This is a genomic window from Novosphingobium sp. ST904, from assembly GCF_001298105.1.
In the GTDB taxonomy this organism is placed as follows: Bacteria; Pseudomonadota; Alphaproteobacteria; order Sphingomonadales; family Sphingomonadaceae; genus Novosphingobium.
Window position 1 is genome coordinate 76,426 of the sequence record NZ_LGJH01000158.1, and the last position, 15,318, is coordinate 91,743.

At 66.2% G+C, this 15,318-nt stretch carries 13 protein-coding genes and 2 pseudogenes; 10 read left to right on the plus strand and 5 right to left on the minus strand.

From position 1 onward, the window contains the following. Nucleotides 1–13: 13 nt before the first annotated feature. The 3 genes and pseudogenes from guaD (at nt 14) to ADT71_RS21185 (ending at nt 3,418) form a co-directional block, all read left to right on the plus strand. Nucleotides 14–1,299 (plus strand): annotated as a pseudogene (gene guaD, locus ADT71_RS21175) (guanine deaminase). Beyond that, the gene (locus ADT71_RS21180) at nt 1,296–2,315 is read left to right on the plus strand and encodes an adenosine deaminase (protein WP_054440018.1); all 1,020 of its coding nucleotides are present in this window, start codon (nt 1,296–1,298) and stop codon (nt 2,313–2,315) included. The pseudogene guaD and the gene ADT71_RS21180 overlap by 4 nt, the downstream one beginning before the upstream one ends. Beyond that, nucleotides 2,312–3,418 carry a nucleoside hydrolase gene (locus tag ADT71_RS21185; protein WP_054440020.1) on the plus strand — a complete coding sequence of 369 codons (1,107 nt, stop codon included), beginning with the start codon at nt 2,312–2,314 and terminating at the stop codon, nt 3,416–3,418. The genes ADT71_RS21180 and ADT71_RS21185 overlap by 4 nt, the downstream gene beginning before the upstream one ends. Before the next feature lie 58 nt (nt 3,419–3,476). Here ADT71_RS21185 and ADT71_RS21190 read toward each other — a convergent pair whose 3' ends face one another. After that, complete coding sequence (locus ADT71_RS21190) at nt 3,477–4,010, minus strand: phosphoribosyltransferase (RefSeq protein WP_054440022.1); 534 nt, start codon at nt 4,008–4,010, stop codon at nt 3,477–3,479. A 112-nt stretch (nt 4,011–4,122) separates the two neighbouring features. Beyond that, complete coding sequence (locus tag ADT71_RS21195) at nt 4,123–5,043, minus strand: LysR family transcriptional regulator (protein WP_054440025.1); 921 nt, start codon at nt 5,041–5,043, stop codon at nt 4,123–4,125. 307 nt (nt 5,044–5,350) lie between these two features. Here ADT71_RS21195 and ADT71_RS21200 point away from each other — a divergent pair, with 307 nt between their 5' ends. From ADT71_RS21200 to ADT71_RS21215, 6 genes and pseudogenes are all read left to right on the plus strand, one after another. Then, nucleotides 5,351–6,436 (plus strand): purine nucleoside permease, encoded by a 1,086-nt coding sequence (locus ADT71_RS21200; RefSeq protein ID WP_197283096.1) that lies wholly within the window; start codon nt 5,351–5,353, stop codon nt 6,434–6,436. Continuing rightward, on the plus strand, nt 6,433–7,248 hold the full coding sequence (locus ADT71_RS34205; RefSeq protein WP_231636080.1) for a hypothetical protein: 816 nt from the start codon (nt 6,433–6,435) through the stop codon (nt 7,246–7,248). Before ADT71_RS21200 ends, ADT71_RS34205 begins: the two co-directional genes overlap by 4 nt. Next, nucleotides 7,143–7,994, plus strand: coding sequence for a hypothetical protein (locus ADT71_RS34210; protein WP_231636090.1), 852 nt, complete (start codon nt 7,143–7,145; stop codon nt 7,992–7,994). Before ADT71_RS34205 ends, ADT71_RS34210 begins: the two co-directional genes overlap by 106 nt. A gap of 155 nt (nt 7,995–8,149) precedes the next feature. After that, a pseudogene (locus ADT71_RS34215) lies at nt 8,150–8,602 on the plus strand (TonB-dependent receptor plug domain-containing protein); the annotation flags it as partial. A gap of 665 nt (nt 8,603–9,267) precedes the next feature. Then, nucleotides 9,268–10,620: a TonB-dependent receptor domain-containing protein gene (locus tag ADT71_RS34220; RefSeq protein WP_231636091.1), complete on the plus strand. Its 1,353-nt coding sequence runs from the start codon at nt 9,268–9,270 to the stop codon at nt 10,618–10,620. Nucleotides 10,621–10,688: 68 nt separating this feature from the next. Continuing rightward, entirely contained in the window at nt 10,689–11,798 is a 1,110-nt protein-coding gene (locus tag ADT71_RS21215) for a purine nucleoside permease (RefSeq protein WP_054440141.1), read from the plus strand. Here ADT71_RS21215 and ADT71_RS21220 read toward each other — a convergent pair. Then, the gene (locus tag ADT71_RS21220) at nt 11,774–12,676 is read right to left on the minus strand and encodes a LysR family transcriptional regulator (RefSeq protein ID WP_054440027.1); all 903 of its coding nucleotides are present in this window, start codon (nt 12,674–12,676) and stop codon (nt 11,774–11,776) included. The genes ADT71_RS21215 and ADT71_RS21220 overlap by 25 nt on opposite strands. Before the next feature lie 118 nt (nt 12,677–12,794). Here ADT71_RS21220 and ADT71_RS21225 point away from each other — a divergent pair, with 118 nt between their 5' ends. After that, complete coding sequence (locus ADT71_RS21225; protein ID WP_054440029.1) at nt 12,795–13,955, plus strand: isovaleryl-CoA dehydrogenase; 1,161 nt, start codon at nt 12,795–12,797, stop codon at nt 13,953–13,955. A gap of 102 nt (nt 13,956–14,057) precedes the next feature. Here the strand turns inward: ADT71_RS21225 and ADT71_RS21230 are convergent, their stop codons facing one another. Beyond that, entirely contained in the window at nt 14,058–14,912 is an 855-nt protein-coding gene (locus ADT71_RS21230; protein WP_054440144.1) for an acyl-CoA thioesterase II, read from the minus strand. After that, the gene (locus tag ADT71_RS21235; RefSeq protein WP_054440146.1) at nt 14,905–15,318 is read right to left on the minus strand and encodes a MerR family DNA-binding transcriptional regulator; all 414 of its coding nucleotides are present in this window, start codon (nt 15,316–15,318) and stop codon (nt 14,905–14,907) included. The genes ADT71_RS21230 and ADT71_RS21235 overlap by 8 nt, the downstream gene beginning before the upstream one ends.

Sequence of the window (15,318 nt, forward strand, 5' to 3'; positions counted from 1 at the left end):
AGAGGCCTGCTGCATGATCCGCGCCTTTCGCGGCGAATTCCTGTCCGTTTCCCGAGACCCGCGCAGCGATCCCCAGGCGTCCGCCACGAAGCGGACGGCCTGCTGGTGGTCGAGGACGGCGTGGTCGCGGCGCGCGGCCCCCATGCCGAACTGGCGGAGCGATATGCCGGTGTCCCGGTGGAAGCGTTGCCGGGCCTCGTCGTGCCGGGCTTCGTCGATTCCCATGTCCATTATCCGCAGACGGACCGCATCGCCTCTCATGGCGAACAATTGCTCGACTGGCTGGAGCGCCACATCTTTCCGGCGGAAAAGGCCTTCGCGGACAAGGCTCATGCCGATGCCGTCGCCGCCTTCTTCCTGGGCGAACTGCTGAGGAACGGCACCACCAGCGCGCTGGTCTTCCCGACCGTGCACGAGCAGTCCGTCGATGCCCTGTTCGAGGCCGCGCTTGACCGGGACATGCGGCTGATCTCGGGCAAGGTGCTGATGGACCTCGGGCCCGACCGCCTGAACGACACCGTGGCCTCGGGCCGGGCGGGCAGCGAGGCGCTGATCCGCCGCTGGCGCGGACGCGGGCGGCTGGGCTACGCGGTGACGCCGCGTTTCGCGCTGGCTTCGTCCGATGCCCAGCTTGCCGATGCGGGCGCCCTGCTGGCCGAGCATCCGGACGTGCTGATGCACACCCACCTTGCGGAGAACCGCCGCGAATGCGCCGAAGTGGCCGCGCGTTTCAGCGCGGCGGCGGACTATCTGGACGCTTACGACCGGTTCGGCCTCGTCACCGGCCGATCGGTGTTCGCGCATGGCATTCACCTGCCGGATCGCGCCTGCCGGCGGCTGCACGAAAGCGGCGCGGGGATCGCGGTCTGCCCCAGTTCCAACCTGTTCCTCGGTTCGGGCTTCTTCGATTTCGCACAGGCCGACCGGCACGGGATACGCCTCGGCCTCGGCTCGGACGTGGGGGCGGGGACGACCTTCTCGCTGCTGCACACCCAGGGGATCGCCTATCAGGCCGCGCTGATGAAGGGCACCGCGCTCGATCCGTTCAGGGCGCTGTGGCTGGCGACGGCGGGCAGTGCCGCCCTGCTTCATATCGCTGACCGGGTGGGCAGCCTCGAAGTGGGGCAGGAGGCCGATTTCGTGGTACTCGATACGCAGGCGACACCGCTGCTCGCCCGCCGCACCCGCCACGCCGACCTTGCCGAACGGCTCTTCGCGTTGCAGGTGCTGGGCGACGACCGCGCCGTCGCGCGCACTTATCTGCTGGGCCGCTGCGCCTGGGACAGGGATACCGAATGACCGACCTCGACACTTTCATCGCCGGCCTGCCGAAGGCCGAGCTTCACCTCCACATCGAAGGCAGCCTCGAACCCGAACAGATGTTCGCGCTGGCGACACGCAACGGCGTGTCGATCCCCTTCGCCACCGTGGAGGAAGTTCGCGCCGCCTATGAATTCTCCAACCTGCAGGACTTCCTCGACATCTATTACGCGGGCGCGAACGTGCTGCTGAACCGGCAGGATTTCCATGATCTGGCGATGGCCTACTTCGCGCGGGCGGCGGCGGACGGCGTGGTCCATGCCGAATTGATGTTTGATCCGCAGACCCATACCGACCGGGGCGTGCCCTTCGCCGAAGTGATCGAGGGGCTGCTTTCCGCCATGGCCGCCGCCGAAGCGGCGTTCGGCATGTCCAGCAGCCTGATCCTCTCGTTCCTGCGGCACCTTTCGGAAGAGGCGGCCTTCGCCACCCTGGCCCAGGCGGAGCCGTGGCTCGACCGGATCGGGGCGGTGGGGCTCGATTCCTCGGAAGTCGGCCATCCGCCCGAGAAGTTCGCCCGCGTCTTCGCCGCCGCGCGCGCGAAGGGCCTCAGGATCACCGCGCATGCGGGCGAGGAAGGTCCGCCCGAATATGTCCACCAGGCGCTGGACCTGCTGGGCGTCCACCGCATCGACCATGGCAATCGCGCGCTGGAAGACCCGGCCCTGATCGAGCGGCTGGTGCGCGAGGAGATGACGCTGACGGTCTGCCCGCTTTCCAACCACAAGCTCTGCGTGGTGGACGACCTGGCCGATCACCCGATCGACGCGATGCTGGCTCACGGGCTCAAGGCTACCATCAATTCCGACGATCCGGCCTACTTCGGCGGCTATGTCGCGGACAATTACCGCGCCGTCGCGGCGGCTCGCGGGCTTGGCAAGGAAGCGCTGGCCACGCTGGCGCGCAACAGCTTCACCGGCTCGTTCCTGCCCGAAAGCGCGGTAGCGGCGCATCTCGGCGCGCTTGACGCCTACATGGCGGATCATCGCCGATGAAGGCCCTGCTTCGCGCCGTACTGCTGGCGGTGCTTGCGGCTCTGCTGCCGGTTGCCGCCCATGCCGACGGCGCGAGGCGCAAGGTCATCATCGATGACGAGGGCTTCGCGCTCATGCACCTGATGTTGCTGGAAAGCGATCGGGTCGATGTGCTTGGCATCACCACCGTCTCCGGCAATACCTGGGCCAATCGGGCAACCGCGATGGCCTTGCGCGGGCTGGAGATCGCCCATCGCGGCGATGTGCCGGTGGTCCAGGGCGCGACTTATCCGCTGCTCAATTCCGAAGCGCTGACGGAGCGCTGGGAAGCGCTCTACGGCAAGCTGACGTGGAAGGGCGCGTGGATGAAGCAGTGGGTCGAGCCTACCCGGCAATCGACGCCTGCCTACCATGGACCGACCGATCCGGTGGACCTGCCCTGGGGCAATCCAGGACTGAAGGCTTCGCCCGAAATCGCGGCGAACTTCCTGATCCGCATGGTCCACAAGTATCCGGGGCAGATCACCATCGTCGCCTGCGGCCCGTTGACGAACCTTGCGCTGGCGCAGCGGCTCGATCCCGAGTTCGCCGCGCTGGCGGGAGAGCTGGTCTACATGGGCGGGAGCCTCAATCCGCAGCAGCAACTGGACAACGTTTCGGCCGCGCAGTTCGCGCGCGAATATGCCAATTCGCCGCGCCGCGAATTCAACGCCCGTTTCGATCCCGAGGCGGCGAGCATCGTTTCGCGCAGTCCCTGGCGCAAGATCACGGTGGTGCCCGCCGATCCCGCCACCGGCACGCAGCTGACCCCGGAACTGGTCAAGGCGATGAGCGCGGCGGCCGCGCCGGAACTGGGCCGGTTCATCGGCGGCATGGAGGCAGGCTTCCCGATGTGGGACGAGATCGCCGCCGGTGTCCTGCTCGACCCGGGCATGGTGACCGAGGCGGAAGAGCTTTACGTGGACTACAACGCGCAGTTCGGCGCCGGCTATGGCGACATGCTGAGCTGGCGCGAAGGATATCAGCCCGGCCTTGGCGAACGCAAGGCAACCGTGGTGCGCAAGATCGACGCGGCGCGGCTGGACGCGCTGATGGTGCAGGTGATGGCTGCCAGCCATCGGTAAGCTGGGCCACCGGCAAGCTGGGCGCTCGGCCCGGCTCACCGGTGCTTGAAGGAAGCGTTCAGGCCAGCCGTTCGGGGACCGAAAGCGCTTCTTCCACGATGCTGTCGCGGGTGCCCACAGATTCCCAGGGGAACACGAACCAGCGCTTGTCGTCGGCGCGGTCGATCACTTCGGACCAGAGGTCGACTTCGACCTTCGAGCTCTTGTTGTTGATGACGACGGCGAAGCGCAAGTTGTCATGATCGCCGCCGCCCTGCGTGAGCTGGCCGCGGATATATTCGATGGTGCCGCCGGTATCGTTGATATCGTCCACGAACAGCAGGCGGGTGCCCTGTGCGCTCATCGCCGCGACCTTGGCGATCAGTTCGTCGGCAAAGCCGGGGATCTTGGCCGAATGGTCGATCGAGAGCATCGGCAGGCCGAGCTGGTGCGAGATATAGACGGCCGGCACCAGCCCGCCGCGCCCGACGCCGATCACGAACTCGGGTTGCCACTCGTTCTGCTGGATCTGCCGCGAAAGCTGGCGGACCTTGGCGAGGAAATCTTCGTAGTATTCGAGGAAATGGAGCTGGGGCTCGGCGGCTTCACTCATGCGGGGCGAATCCTGAAACGATCATGTCGGGAAAGTAGCCCGGTTATCGATTTCATGCGGAATTCGCAATCACGGCAATTTTCCGCACGTCGCGTAATCGAATATGTCGCACCTAAGTCTTTGATGCGGCGTGTCCAAGCTGTGCAAAGCCGTTCTCGAATTCGCCCAGAACCATCGTCGCGGCATAGGACGGGGTGCGTGCCGTGGCGGTGCAGAGGGCCAGAGTCATGGGTCTGAGCAGCGAATCGGAGATGCGCGTGAAGTTCAGCAGTCCTCGCTGGACCTCGGTGCGCACGTCCAGCGAAGTGAGCACGCCGATGCCGGTGCCCTGGAGCACCAGCGAGGTGATCATCTGGATATTGTCCGAACTGGCCTTGCGGTCGAGGGTGATGCCGGTGGCGCCTTCGAGCACCGCGATCTGCTGGTAGACCGCAAGCGGGTCCGCCGGGACGATCATCGGTTCGCCCGCGCAGGCCGAGAAACGCGCTTCGGGAAGGGTGGCCAGCCGGTGCTCGGGCGGGGTGATGAACCCCAGCACGACTTCGGTGAAGGCGCGGACGGAAAGGTCGCGATAGGAATGCGGTTCGAACAGGATGCCGCAATCGACGGTGCCGTCGCTCACCGCGCGCCGCACCGCGTCGTTGCCCAGCACTTTCACGCCGATGGTGATGCCGGGATAGCGCTGCTGGATCGCGTGGATGGTGGCGGGAACGTGCCCCTTGGCCAGCGCGTCGATCACCGCGATCTCGACGTGGCCGCGCTTCAGCCCGCGCAAGTCCTCGATCCGCGTGCGCAGGCTGACCATGCCCTGCTGCCACTGCGATCCCGATGCCATCATCATCTCGCCCGCCGCCGTCAGCCGGAGGCCGGTGGGCAGGCGTTCGAACAGCGGCAGGCCCAGTTCGGCCTCGACGTTGAGGATCTGCCTGTCGATCGCCGAGGCGGAAACGTTCAGTTCGTCGGCGGCCTTGCGGATCGAGCCGAGGCGGCCCACCGCCATGAAGTACCGCAGGAAGCGCGAAAATGCCGGCATGGTGGTGTTTCTGGACCCGCTCTAATTTTTGCAATGATGTGTCGAATTCATTGCGTTTGCTCGCACCGTGTCAAGCCCTTACGCAATGGGCAACACCGAAACGTGCGACGGCACCGGCAGCGATTTCTCCTCTCCCAACAGAGGTGGCGGCCGGTGCACGAGCGCATGACGGTAGGGGGCGCATCTTCCGCGAAGGGTTGTAAAAGGGACACCCGACGCGGAGGCGCCCCCGCTTGCGGGGTTCAGGGCAATGATGAGGGTTTGCGAAAAACGTCCCCGGTGGGGGCGGCTTCTGGCTGCGCTGGCGATGGCCGGTTCGGTTCCATGCGCTGCTGCATCGGCTGCCGAGCCGCCGGTGCCGCAGCTTCCGAAAATCGCGCCGATTCCGGTGAAGGTCGTGGTCGTCGCCAATTTCGAACCGGGCGAGGACAAGGGCGATGCCCCCGGCGAATTCCAGCTCTGGGCCGAGCGCGAACATCTGGACGAGAAGATCGCCGTGCGCGGCGTGCTTCATCCACTGCTGCGTAACAAGGATGGGCTCTACGGCATCGTCTGGGGCAATGCCGGTTCGCTTCTAAGCGGCGTGGGCGAACAGCTTACCGCGCTGCTGCTCGACCCCCGTTTCGACTTTTCGAAGACCTACTGGCTGTTCACCGGCATCTCCGGGGTCGATCCGCAAGTGGCCTCGGTCGGCAGTGCGGCCTGGTCGCGCTGGGTGGTCTCGGGCGATACCCTGCGCGAGTTCGACGACCGCGAGGTGGCCAAGAACTGGCCTTACGGGCTCTTCGCCATCGGCGCCAAGGCTCCAAACCAGCTTCCCGACAATCCCGACAGTTTCGCCGGCATGACCGATGCGGGCGCGCTGTCGATGGCGGTCACGCTCGACCAGGGGCTTGCGCAGTGGGCCTTCGACATGACGAAAGCCGTGCCGATCCCCGACAACGCCGATCTCGCCAGGGCGCGCGCTGCGTGGACCGGATATCCCAATGCCCAGAAGCCGCCATTCGTGCTCATGGGGGAGACGCTGGGCTCGGTGCGCTACTGGCACGGCCCGGCCCGCACGCAATGGGCGCGCGACTGGGTCAGGCTGTGGACCGGCGGCAAGGGCCGCTTCGTCATGACCAACATGGAGAGCCAGTCGATGGCGGGCGCCATGCTGAACGGCGCGGCGCAGGGGCTCGTCGATCCCCGGCGCGTGCTGGTGCTGCGCACGGCCAGCAACCCTTCCATGCCGCCGCCGGGCGTCGATGCGCTGAACAGCGTGGGTGACGAAGGCCCCGGCCAGCTTGTCGCCTATGAGGCCAATTATCGCGTCGGCGCGCCGGTGGTGCATGAACTGCTGGCGGGCTGGGCGAAGTATCGCGATACCGTTCCCGGAGCGCCACGGCCGTGAAGCCGGGCCTGAGACGCGCGCTTGCCCGGGGGCTTGCCGCGGCGGCCGTGCTGGCGGCGATGCTGGCGTCGGTGTCGGTCGCTCATGCCGATGCGGCGGGCGAGGCGAAAGCCTCGGCGCTGTTCGACGAACTGTCCGGCAACGCGGCGATGCTGCGCCTGTTCCTTCAGGCGATGCCCAAGGGCGGCGACCTGCACAACCACCTTGGCGGCACCCCTTCGGCGGAGGACTGGCTGGACTGGGCGGGCAAGGCGGGCTTCTGCGCCGGAAGCGATCTCAAGCTGCTGCCGCCGCCCTGCGCCGATGCCGACAGGATCACCCGCATCGCCGCCGAACGGCCCTTCGACTATGCGCGGCTGGTCGATCACCTCGGCACGCGCGGCTGGCAGAAGGGGATCGGCCGGGACGAGGTTTCCGGGCACACCCAGTTCTTCATCAGTTTCGAGCGCTTCGGCCCAGTTGCGCCGGGGCATACGGTTCCGGCGATGGAAGTCGCGCTGCGCACGTCCGCGGGCGACAGCGCGACGTACCTCGAACTGATGCACAATCCGGATGCGATGATGGCCTATATCCTCGCCGCGCTGATGTGCCGCTGGACGAGACGGGGCTTGAGGCGCGCTATGCGCAGGAACTGGCCGGTCTTGCCCCGGCGATCGCCAAGGCCCGCGCCGAACTGGACCGGGACGAGAAGCAGGTACGGGCCGACATGGGCTGCGGCACGTCCTCGGCCGAGGCAGCCTGCGGCCTTGCGGTCCACTATCTTGCCAGCGCCTTCCGCGCGCTGCCGCCCGCGCAGGTGTTCCGCTCGCTGATCGCCTCGTTCGCGCTGGCCGATGCCGATCCGCGCTATGTCGGCGTCAACATCGTCCAGCCCGAAGACTGGCCGGTCTCGATGCGCGACTACGACCTGCACATGGCGATGTTCCGCTTCCTCGAAGGCAAGTATCCGCGCGTCCACCGCACGATGCATGCGGGCGAGCTTGCCTTCGGGCTGGTGCCGCCTGCCGGTATCCGCAATCACATGCGCAAGGCGCTCGATGCCGGGGCGGAGCGCATCGGCCACGGGGTGGCCATCGCTTACGAGGACGATGCCGCCGGCACGCTGCGCCGCATGGCGCGCGATCACGTCGCAGTGGAGATAAACCTCTCCAGCAACGACGTGATCCTGGGCGTTCGCGGGGGCGAGCATCCGATCCAGCTCTACCGCCGCTTCGGCGTGCCGGTGACGCTTTCCACCGATGACCAGGGCATCCTGCGCACCGATCTTACCCAGGAATACATGCGCGCCGCGCGCGAGCAGGGGCTGCATTATGCGGACCTCAAGCAGGTGACGCGCGCCAGCCTCGAATTCGCCTTCGTGCCCGGTGAGAGCCTCTGGCGCGGGCGCGTGCCCGGTGAGCCGGTCGCCGCCTGCACCGCCGGGTTCGATGCCGCGCCATGCCGCGCGCTGTTGGCGCGCAGCGAGAAGGCTCGGCTTCAGGTCACGCTGGAACAGCGGCTCGACGCGTTCGAGCAGGGCCTTGACCGGCTCATGCCCGCACCGGGCGGCAAGGGATAGTTTCGAGTACCCGGCGCGCCCGGTCACGGTGCGCCGCAACAATCACAACCTCACGGGAGACGGGGTTCAACAACAGGCCGGCGGAACCGCGAGGGGCGCGATTATCCGTACGGTTTCAGGGGGCTGGCACGATGGCCGCATCGATTGATACGCACATGGAATCCCGTACCGCGCCGCGGCGTCATGCCTTGCGCAGATCCGCCTTGAGTTTCGCCGCCACGCTGCTGTGCTGCACGGCGATCCAGGCTCCCGCCTTCGCGGCGGAAGCGGCAGCAGAAGAACCCGCGCCTGAAGAGGGCAAGGAAATCGTCGTCACCGGTTCGCTGGGCGCCTTGCCGGTTGCCGATGTCGGATCGGTCTTCGGCTTCGACAAGACGCTGACCGAGACGCCGCGCTCGGCATCGACGATCAGCAGCGAGCAGATCGAACGCTTCGGCATCAGCGACATCTACGATCTCGTCGCGCAGGCGCCGGGCACGTTCACCAACTCGTTCTTCGGTGTCGGCGGCGCGCTCGACATTCGCGGCACGCCGGGCGAAGTCTACTTCCGCGGCATGCGCCGTCTCGACAATCCGGGCAACTACCCGACCCCGATCGGCGCTTCCGACCGCATCGACATCGTGCGCGGCCCGGCCTCGCCGATCTATGGCCCGTCGAAGACCGGCGGCTACATGAACTTCGTTCCCAAGACCGCGCGCGTGAAGGGCGGTTCCTATCTCAGCCACCCGGAAGGCGAAGTGAGCTTTACCGGCGGTTCGTGGGACAAGGCCGACCTCAAGGCCGAAATGCGCGGCCCCGGCAAGATCGGCTCGCAGGAATTCGGCTACAGCCTGTTTGCCGAGGTGGAGGATTCGGGCAGCTACTACCGCAACATCTCCACCAAGAACACCGTGCTCCAGGCCGCGTTCGATACCGACTTCACGCCCAACCTGCGGCTTGAATTCGGCGGCATGTACCAGAACTTCAAGGGCGTGCAGAACGGCGGCTGGAACCGCCTGACGCAGGATCTCGTCGATAACGGCACCTACATCACCGGTTCCGCGCAATCGATCGACGACAACGGCGACGGCCAGATATCGGCGGGCGAATTCATCGCGCACGGCAACAACTTCGGGCCGTTCGGCGTCCCTGCCTCCTCCTTCACCGACAGTTCCTTCAACCCGCTCATGGCGCTTACCGATACCGGCACCGCCAAGCTCAGCCGCCGCGATGTGCTGGCAGGCAAGAACGACCGCCTCGATACTCGCGCCACCACGCTCTATGCCGACCTGATCTGGGAAGCGACGATGACTGGAGCGTCAAGAACCAGGCGTTCTACGACAGCTACGAGAACATCAACGAGAACAGCTACGGCTTCGCGCAGTTCCACGATTCCTGGGTGTTCGAGGACAAGATCGTCGTCGCCAAGAAGTTCGAGAACGACCTCGGCAAGTTCGCCTTCCAGCTCTCGCCGTCGATCCGCTACACCGATTTCAAGCACGGTGACGATTTCGACTACGAATACTTCCACCGCGTGGACCTGACCAAGGGCTACACCGCCGCCTCCGACCGCCTGCTGGCCACCGAATGCCCGCTCAGCGACGAGCCCGGCTATACGGCGGCGGACTGCGGCTACAACAATTACGTCAGCGGCCATTATACCGACTATGCGATGGCCGGCCTTGCCGACATCGACTTCGCGTTCGGCCTCGGGATTACCGTGGGCGCGCGCTACGATTACGTGAAGGCCAAGTCCACTTACGACATCACGAAGATGCTCCCGGCGGACGTCGCCGACCTTGGCGGGCTCTACAGCGCCAGCGGCAGCAAGGGTGCCTGGTCATGGTCGGCCAGCGCCAACTACAAGCTGCCCTTCGGCCTGATCCCCTATGCCACGATCGCCCGCCAGTCCACGGTGATCGCGGGGCAGGGTGCCGAGCTTTACGCCGGGGACATCGCGGGCAAGACCTTCATCTCGGCGTCGAAGCTCTATGAAGGCGGCATCAAGGGCAGCTTCCTCGACGACCGTCTCTACGCTGCGCTGTCGGTCTACAAGCAGAAGCGCACCGACTACAACATCCAGTCGATCACGGTGAACCAGTCGGTGGAGACCAAGGGCCTCGAAGCCGAGGCGCGCTGGTCGGTCAACGACCACCTGCTCATCACCGGCGGCTATACCCGCACCAAGGTCTACAACCTGACCGCGCTGGAGAACGGCACGCTGTTCAGCTTCTTCGGCATCGAGGATCTGGTCAACGTCACCGACCCCACGCTCTATCTCGGCGGGCAGCCGATCGGCCTGGTGCTGATCCCCGACAAGAACGCCTCGCGCCGCGCGGGCATTCCGACCAACCTCTACTCGCTGACGGCCACTTACGCCTTCGACAACGGCATCGCGCTCAGCGCCAGCGCCGTGAAGGTGGATTCGGTCTATTCGGGCCAGTCGCAGGTCGTGAAGCTGCCCGCCTATACCAAGGTGGACGTCTCGGCATCTTACGAGACCGGGCCGTGGCTGTTCCGCGTGGTGGTGAAGAACGCCACCAACGAACGCTACTTCCGCGCGAACTTCACCGAACTGTTCGGCTCGACCATCGTGCTGCCGGAAACCCCGCGCAGTTGGCAGGGCTCGATCGTCTACAAGTTCTGACCTCAAAGCGGCGGGGGCGCCTCCCTACCGGCGTCCCCGCCGCCATCGACGAAAAGATGAATCCTGCGATGACATTCCTGACCCGCGCCGTGCTGCTTGCCGGTGCTTCCGCTTCGCTGGCCTTCGGCGTCTCCGCCCAGGCCGCCGCGCCGGTTCCCGATATTTCCGCCTGCGAGCCCGGCAAGCCCTGCGCCGCGCCGCTGCCGGTCAAGGTCGTGGTCGTCTCCCTGTTCGAGATCGGCAAGGACGAGGGCGACACTGCCGGAGAGTTCCAGCTCTGGAAGGAACGGCGGGGGCTGACGATGCGGATTCCCTTCCCGCAATCGTTCCACGATCTCTACTACAACCCCGAGACGCAAGTGCTGGGGATCGTCACCGGCGTCGGCACCGCACGATCGACCGCGGCGACCATGGCGCTCGGCCTCGATCCGCGTTTCGACCTGTCGAAGTCCTATTGGCTTGTCGCGGGCATTGCCGGGATCGATCCCCAGGATGCCTCGATCGGTTCGGCCGCCTGGGCGCGCTGGGTGGTGGACGGCGACCTTGCGCATGAGATCGATGCGCGCGAAATCCCGAAGGACTGGAAGAGCGGTTTCTTCCCCAGACACCTCAAGGGGCCGAACGACAAGACCACCCCGATCGATACCACGGGCGGCGAAGTCTACCAGATCAACCCCCGGCTGGAGCGCTGGGCCTTCAACCTGACCAAGGATGTGAAGATCCCCGACAGCCCGGAAATCCGGGCCGAGCGCATGCGCTTCACCGGATATCCCAATGCACAGAAGCCGCCGTTCGTCCTGGAAGGGGAGCAGCTTTCCGCGATGACCTTCTGGCACGGCAAGCTGCTGACCGATTGGGCCAACGACTGGGTCCATTACTGGACACAGGGCAAGGGCGAGTTCGTGACTTCCGCGATGGAGGACACCGGCGTGCTTCAGGCGATGACGTATCTCGACCGGATTGGCCGGGCCGACAAGGACCGCGTGCTCGTGCTGCGTGCGGGCTCGAACTACACGATGCCGCCGCCCGGCGTGGATGCGGCCTCCTATCTGCTGCGGGAAAACGAAGGCTACGCCGGGCTCCAGGCCTCGGTCGAGAGCCTCTATCTCGTCGGCTCGAAGGTGGTCGATGCGTGGCTGGCGGACTGGGATCGCTACAAGGACGAACTGCCGGAATAAGCGGCGGGATCACGAGCCAGGGAGGGAAGACTGGCGGCGGCGATCTCCAGCGCTGCCGTCAGTCGTTCTCCCGCCTCGGCCGGGAGGCCGGGGCCGCGCAGGAAACCAAGCCGGCGGCGCAGCCCATAGCCTGTGATGGCGGCCGTGACGGTGCCTTGCCCCGCCAGCGAGCGCGGCGCCACCGTCACCCCGAGCCCCGCTGCGACCATCCTCATGCAGCGGTCCTCGTTCTCGCTGCGCAAGGCGAAGCGGGGGCGGACGCCGGCATCGGTGAAGAAGCGGCTGGTCCGCTGCAGCACCTCGCAGGAGCGGCGCGCGATCATGATATCGCCGGCAAGTTCCTGCGGAGCGACCTCCCCTCGCCCGGCAAAGCGGTGCGCGGCGGGCATGACCAGCAGGTAAGGCTCCTCCAGCACCTCGCCCGGCGCTCCCTCGTCTTCTGCCATGAGCGTGAGCGCGAGGTGGATCTTGCCGCTGGCAAGTTGCCCGCGCAGATCCCGGTCGTCCCCCTCGACCAGTTCGATCCCGAATTCGCGGGCCAGTTCGCGGGCGACCCGTTCCAGGATCGCGCCGGATACGGTGGGAATGACGCCCAGCTTCAGTCCCGGCCATTGTTCCTGGACCGGCCGGGCGAACTGGTCGGCGCGGCGGAAACCCGCTTCGAGGTCGCGGGCGATCGGCAGGAAGGCCCCGCCGGATTCCGTCAGCCGGACATGGCGCCGGTCGCGCACGAACAGCGGCGTGCCGACCAGTCGTTCCAGTTCGGCGATGCTGGTCGAGACGGTGGGCTGGGTGACATGCAGCCGCGCCGATGCCTGCTTGAAGCTGCCGGAATCGGCAACGGCAAGGAAATGGCGGATATGCGCGCGCTTTATCATTGGAAAAATCTATTCAAATGCCATGCAAGTTTCAATTTGTTTGCGTGAGGGGGTTTCGATAGCTTGCCGGCAACGATGGCCCGCATCTCCGGCGGGCCTTGAAAGTTTGGGAAGAGAGATGAAAGCCACCCCCGATTTCGATTTCGGCCTGAGCGAAAGCGCCGTGATGATCCGCGAAAGCGTTGCCCGCTTCGCCGACGAACAGATCGCCCCGCTTGCCGTCAGGGTCGACGCCGAGGACTGGTTCCCGCGTGAGCTCTGGCCTGCTATGGGCGAGCTTGGGCTGCACGGCATCACCGTGGAGGAGGAATGGGGCGGAACCGGCCTCGGCTATCTGGAACATGTGATCGCGGTGGAGGAAGTCAGCCGCGCTTCGGCTTCGGTGGGGCTGTCCTATGGGGCGCACTCCAACCTCTGCGTCAACCAGATCCGCCGCTGGGGCAACGATGCGCAGAAGGCGAAGTACCTGCCGGGTCTGATCTCGGGCGAGCACGTGGGAAGCTTGGCCATGTCCGAAGCGGGCGCCGGGTCCGATGTCGTAGGGATGAAGCTGCGGGCGGACGCGGTGGAAGGCGGCTACCGCCTCAACGGCACCAAGTTCTGGATCACCAACGGCACATATGCCGATGTGCTGGTCGTCTATGCCCGGACCGATGCCGAAGCGGGATCGAAGGGTATCACCGCCTTCCTGATCGAGAAGGACATGGCCGGATTCTCCATCGGCCAGAAGATCGACAAGATGGGCATGCGCGGTTCGCCGACCTGCGAACTGGTGTTCGACGATTGCTTCGTGCCCGCAGGGAACGTCATGGGCCCGCTGAACGGCGGCGTGAAGGTTCTCATGAGCGGCCTCGATTACGAGCGCGTGGTGCTTGCGGGCTTGCAGATCGGGATCATGCAGGCCTGCCTCGACACGGTGATTCCCTATGTGCGCGAACGCCGCCAGTTCGGCGCGGCCATCGGCACGTTCCAGCTCATGCAGGCCAAAGTGGCGGACATGTACGTCGCGCTGCAATCGGCGCGGGCCTATGTCTATGCGGTGGCGCGGGCCTGCGATGCCGGGCAGACCACCCGCTTCGACGCGGCCGGCGCGATCCTGCTGGCGAGCGAGAACGCCTTCCGCGTCTCGGGCGAGGCGGTGCAGGCGCTGGGCGGTGCAGGCTATACCAAGGACTGGCCGGTCGAACGCTATCTGCGCGATGCCAAGCTGCTGGATATCGGTGCGGGCACCAACGAGATCCGGCGGATGCTGATCGGGCGGGAACTGATCGGGGCTTGAGAACAACAGCGTTTCCGGGGGGCGATCCCCTGGAACTCGCGGAATCTCTGTCCCGCCTCTGAATTGCGCGCCGCCGAATCGCGGCGCGCTTTCGTGTTCGTCCTACCCTTGCTTCACCCGCAGCAATCCCTCCTGCGCCACGCTTGCCACCAGCATCCCGCCGCGCGAGTAGATCGCCCCGCGTGCGAAGCCACGCGCGTGGCCGGACCAGGGGCTGTCCATCGTATAGAGCAGCCAGTCGTCCATCGGCGGGGTCTGGTGGAACCACACCGCGTGGTCGAGGCTCGCGCCCGAGACGCCGGGCGAGAAGAAGCCGAGCCCGTGCGGCATAAGCGCGGTGGAGACCAGCGCGAAGTCGCTCGCATAGGCAAGGATCACGCGCTGCATCGCCGGCTCGGCATCCAGCGGGTGCGCCAGGCGGAACCACTGGTGGCGCTGCGGCAGCTCGCCGCCGCGAACCGGCGGGCAGGGCCGGATGTCGAAAGAGGCGAGGCGGTGCACCAGGAACGGCGGCAATTTCTGTCCGGCGGCGGCCAGCGCATCGCGGAAATCCGGGCACTGCTCGGGCTCGGGTACGTCCGGCATGGCCACGGCGTGGGAAAGCCCTTCCTCGTGCCGGTGGAACGAGGCGGCAAGGTTCAGGATCGGCTTGCCGCCCTGCATGGCGACGACGCGGCGGTTGGAGAAGCTGCCGCCATCGAAATCGGGCAGGACGCGGTAGATGATCGGGCGGCCGGAATCGCCCGCACGCAGAAAATAGGCGTGGAGCGAATGGGCCTGCCGCTCGGGATCGATCCCGCGCGCGGCGGCGTCCAGCGCCTGGGCCACGACCTGCCCGCCATAGACCCGGCCGGGCTGCTCGGCGGAAGCGGCGCCCCGGAAGATGCCGGTGTCGATTTCCTCGACGGAGAGCAGGCCGCGCAGTTCCGCCACGGCAAGGCGGGCGTCATCAGTCATCGGCATGGTTTTCCCTGAGCGCGGCCTCGATCGGTTCGACCGGCGTGCCTTTCAGCCAGGCGAGCGACTGGCGCTCGATCGAGAGCAATTCTTCCAGTGTCTGTTCGATCGCGGTTTTCTGCTGGCGCAGCTCGTTTACCCGATCCGTGACCTTGACCAGAAGCGCGCGCACTTGCTCGTGATGTTCGGGGTCGACGTCATAGAGGTCGAGGAATTCCTTGATCTCCCGGATGGAGAAGCCGAGCCGCTTGCCGCGCAGGATCAGCTGCATCCGGCCCATCTCGCGGCGGGAGTAGATCCGCGTGGTGCCGACGCGCTGCGGCGCGATCAGGCCCTTGTCCTCGTAGAAGCGCAAGGTGCGCATGGTAGCGCCCAGCTCGGTGGCCGCTTCCTGGATGCCGAGCAT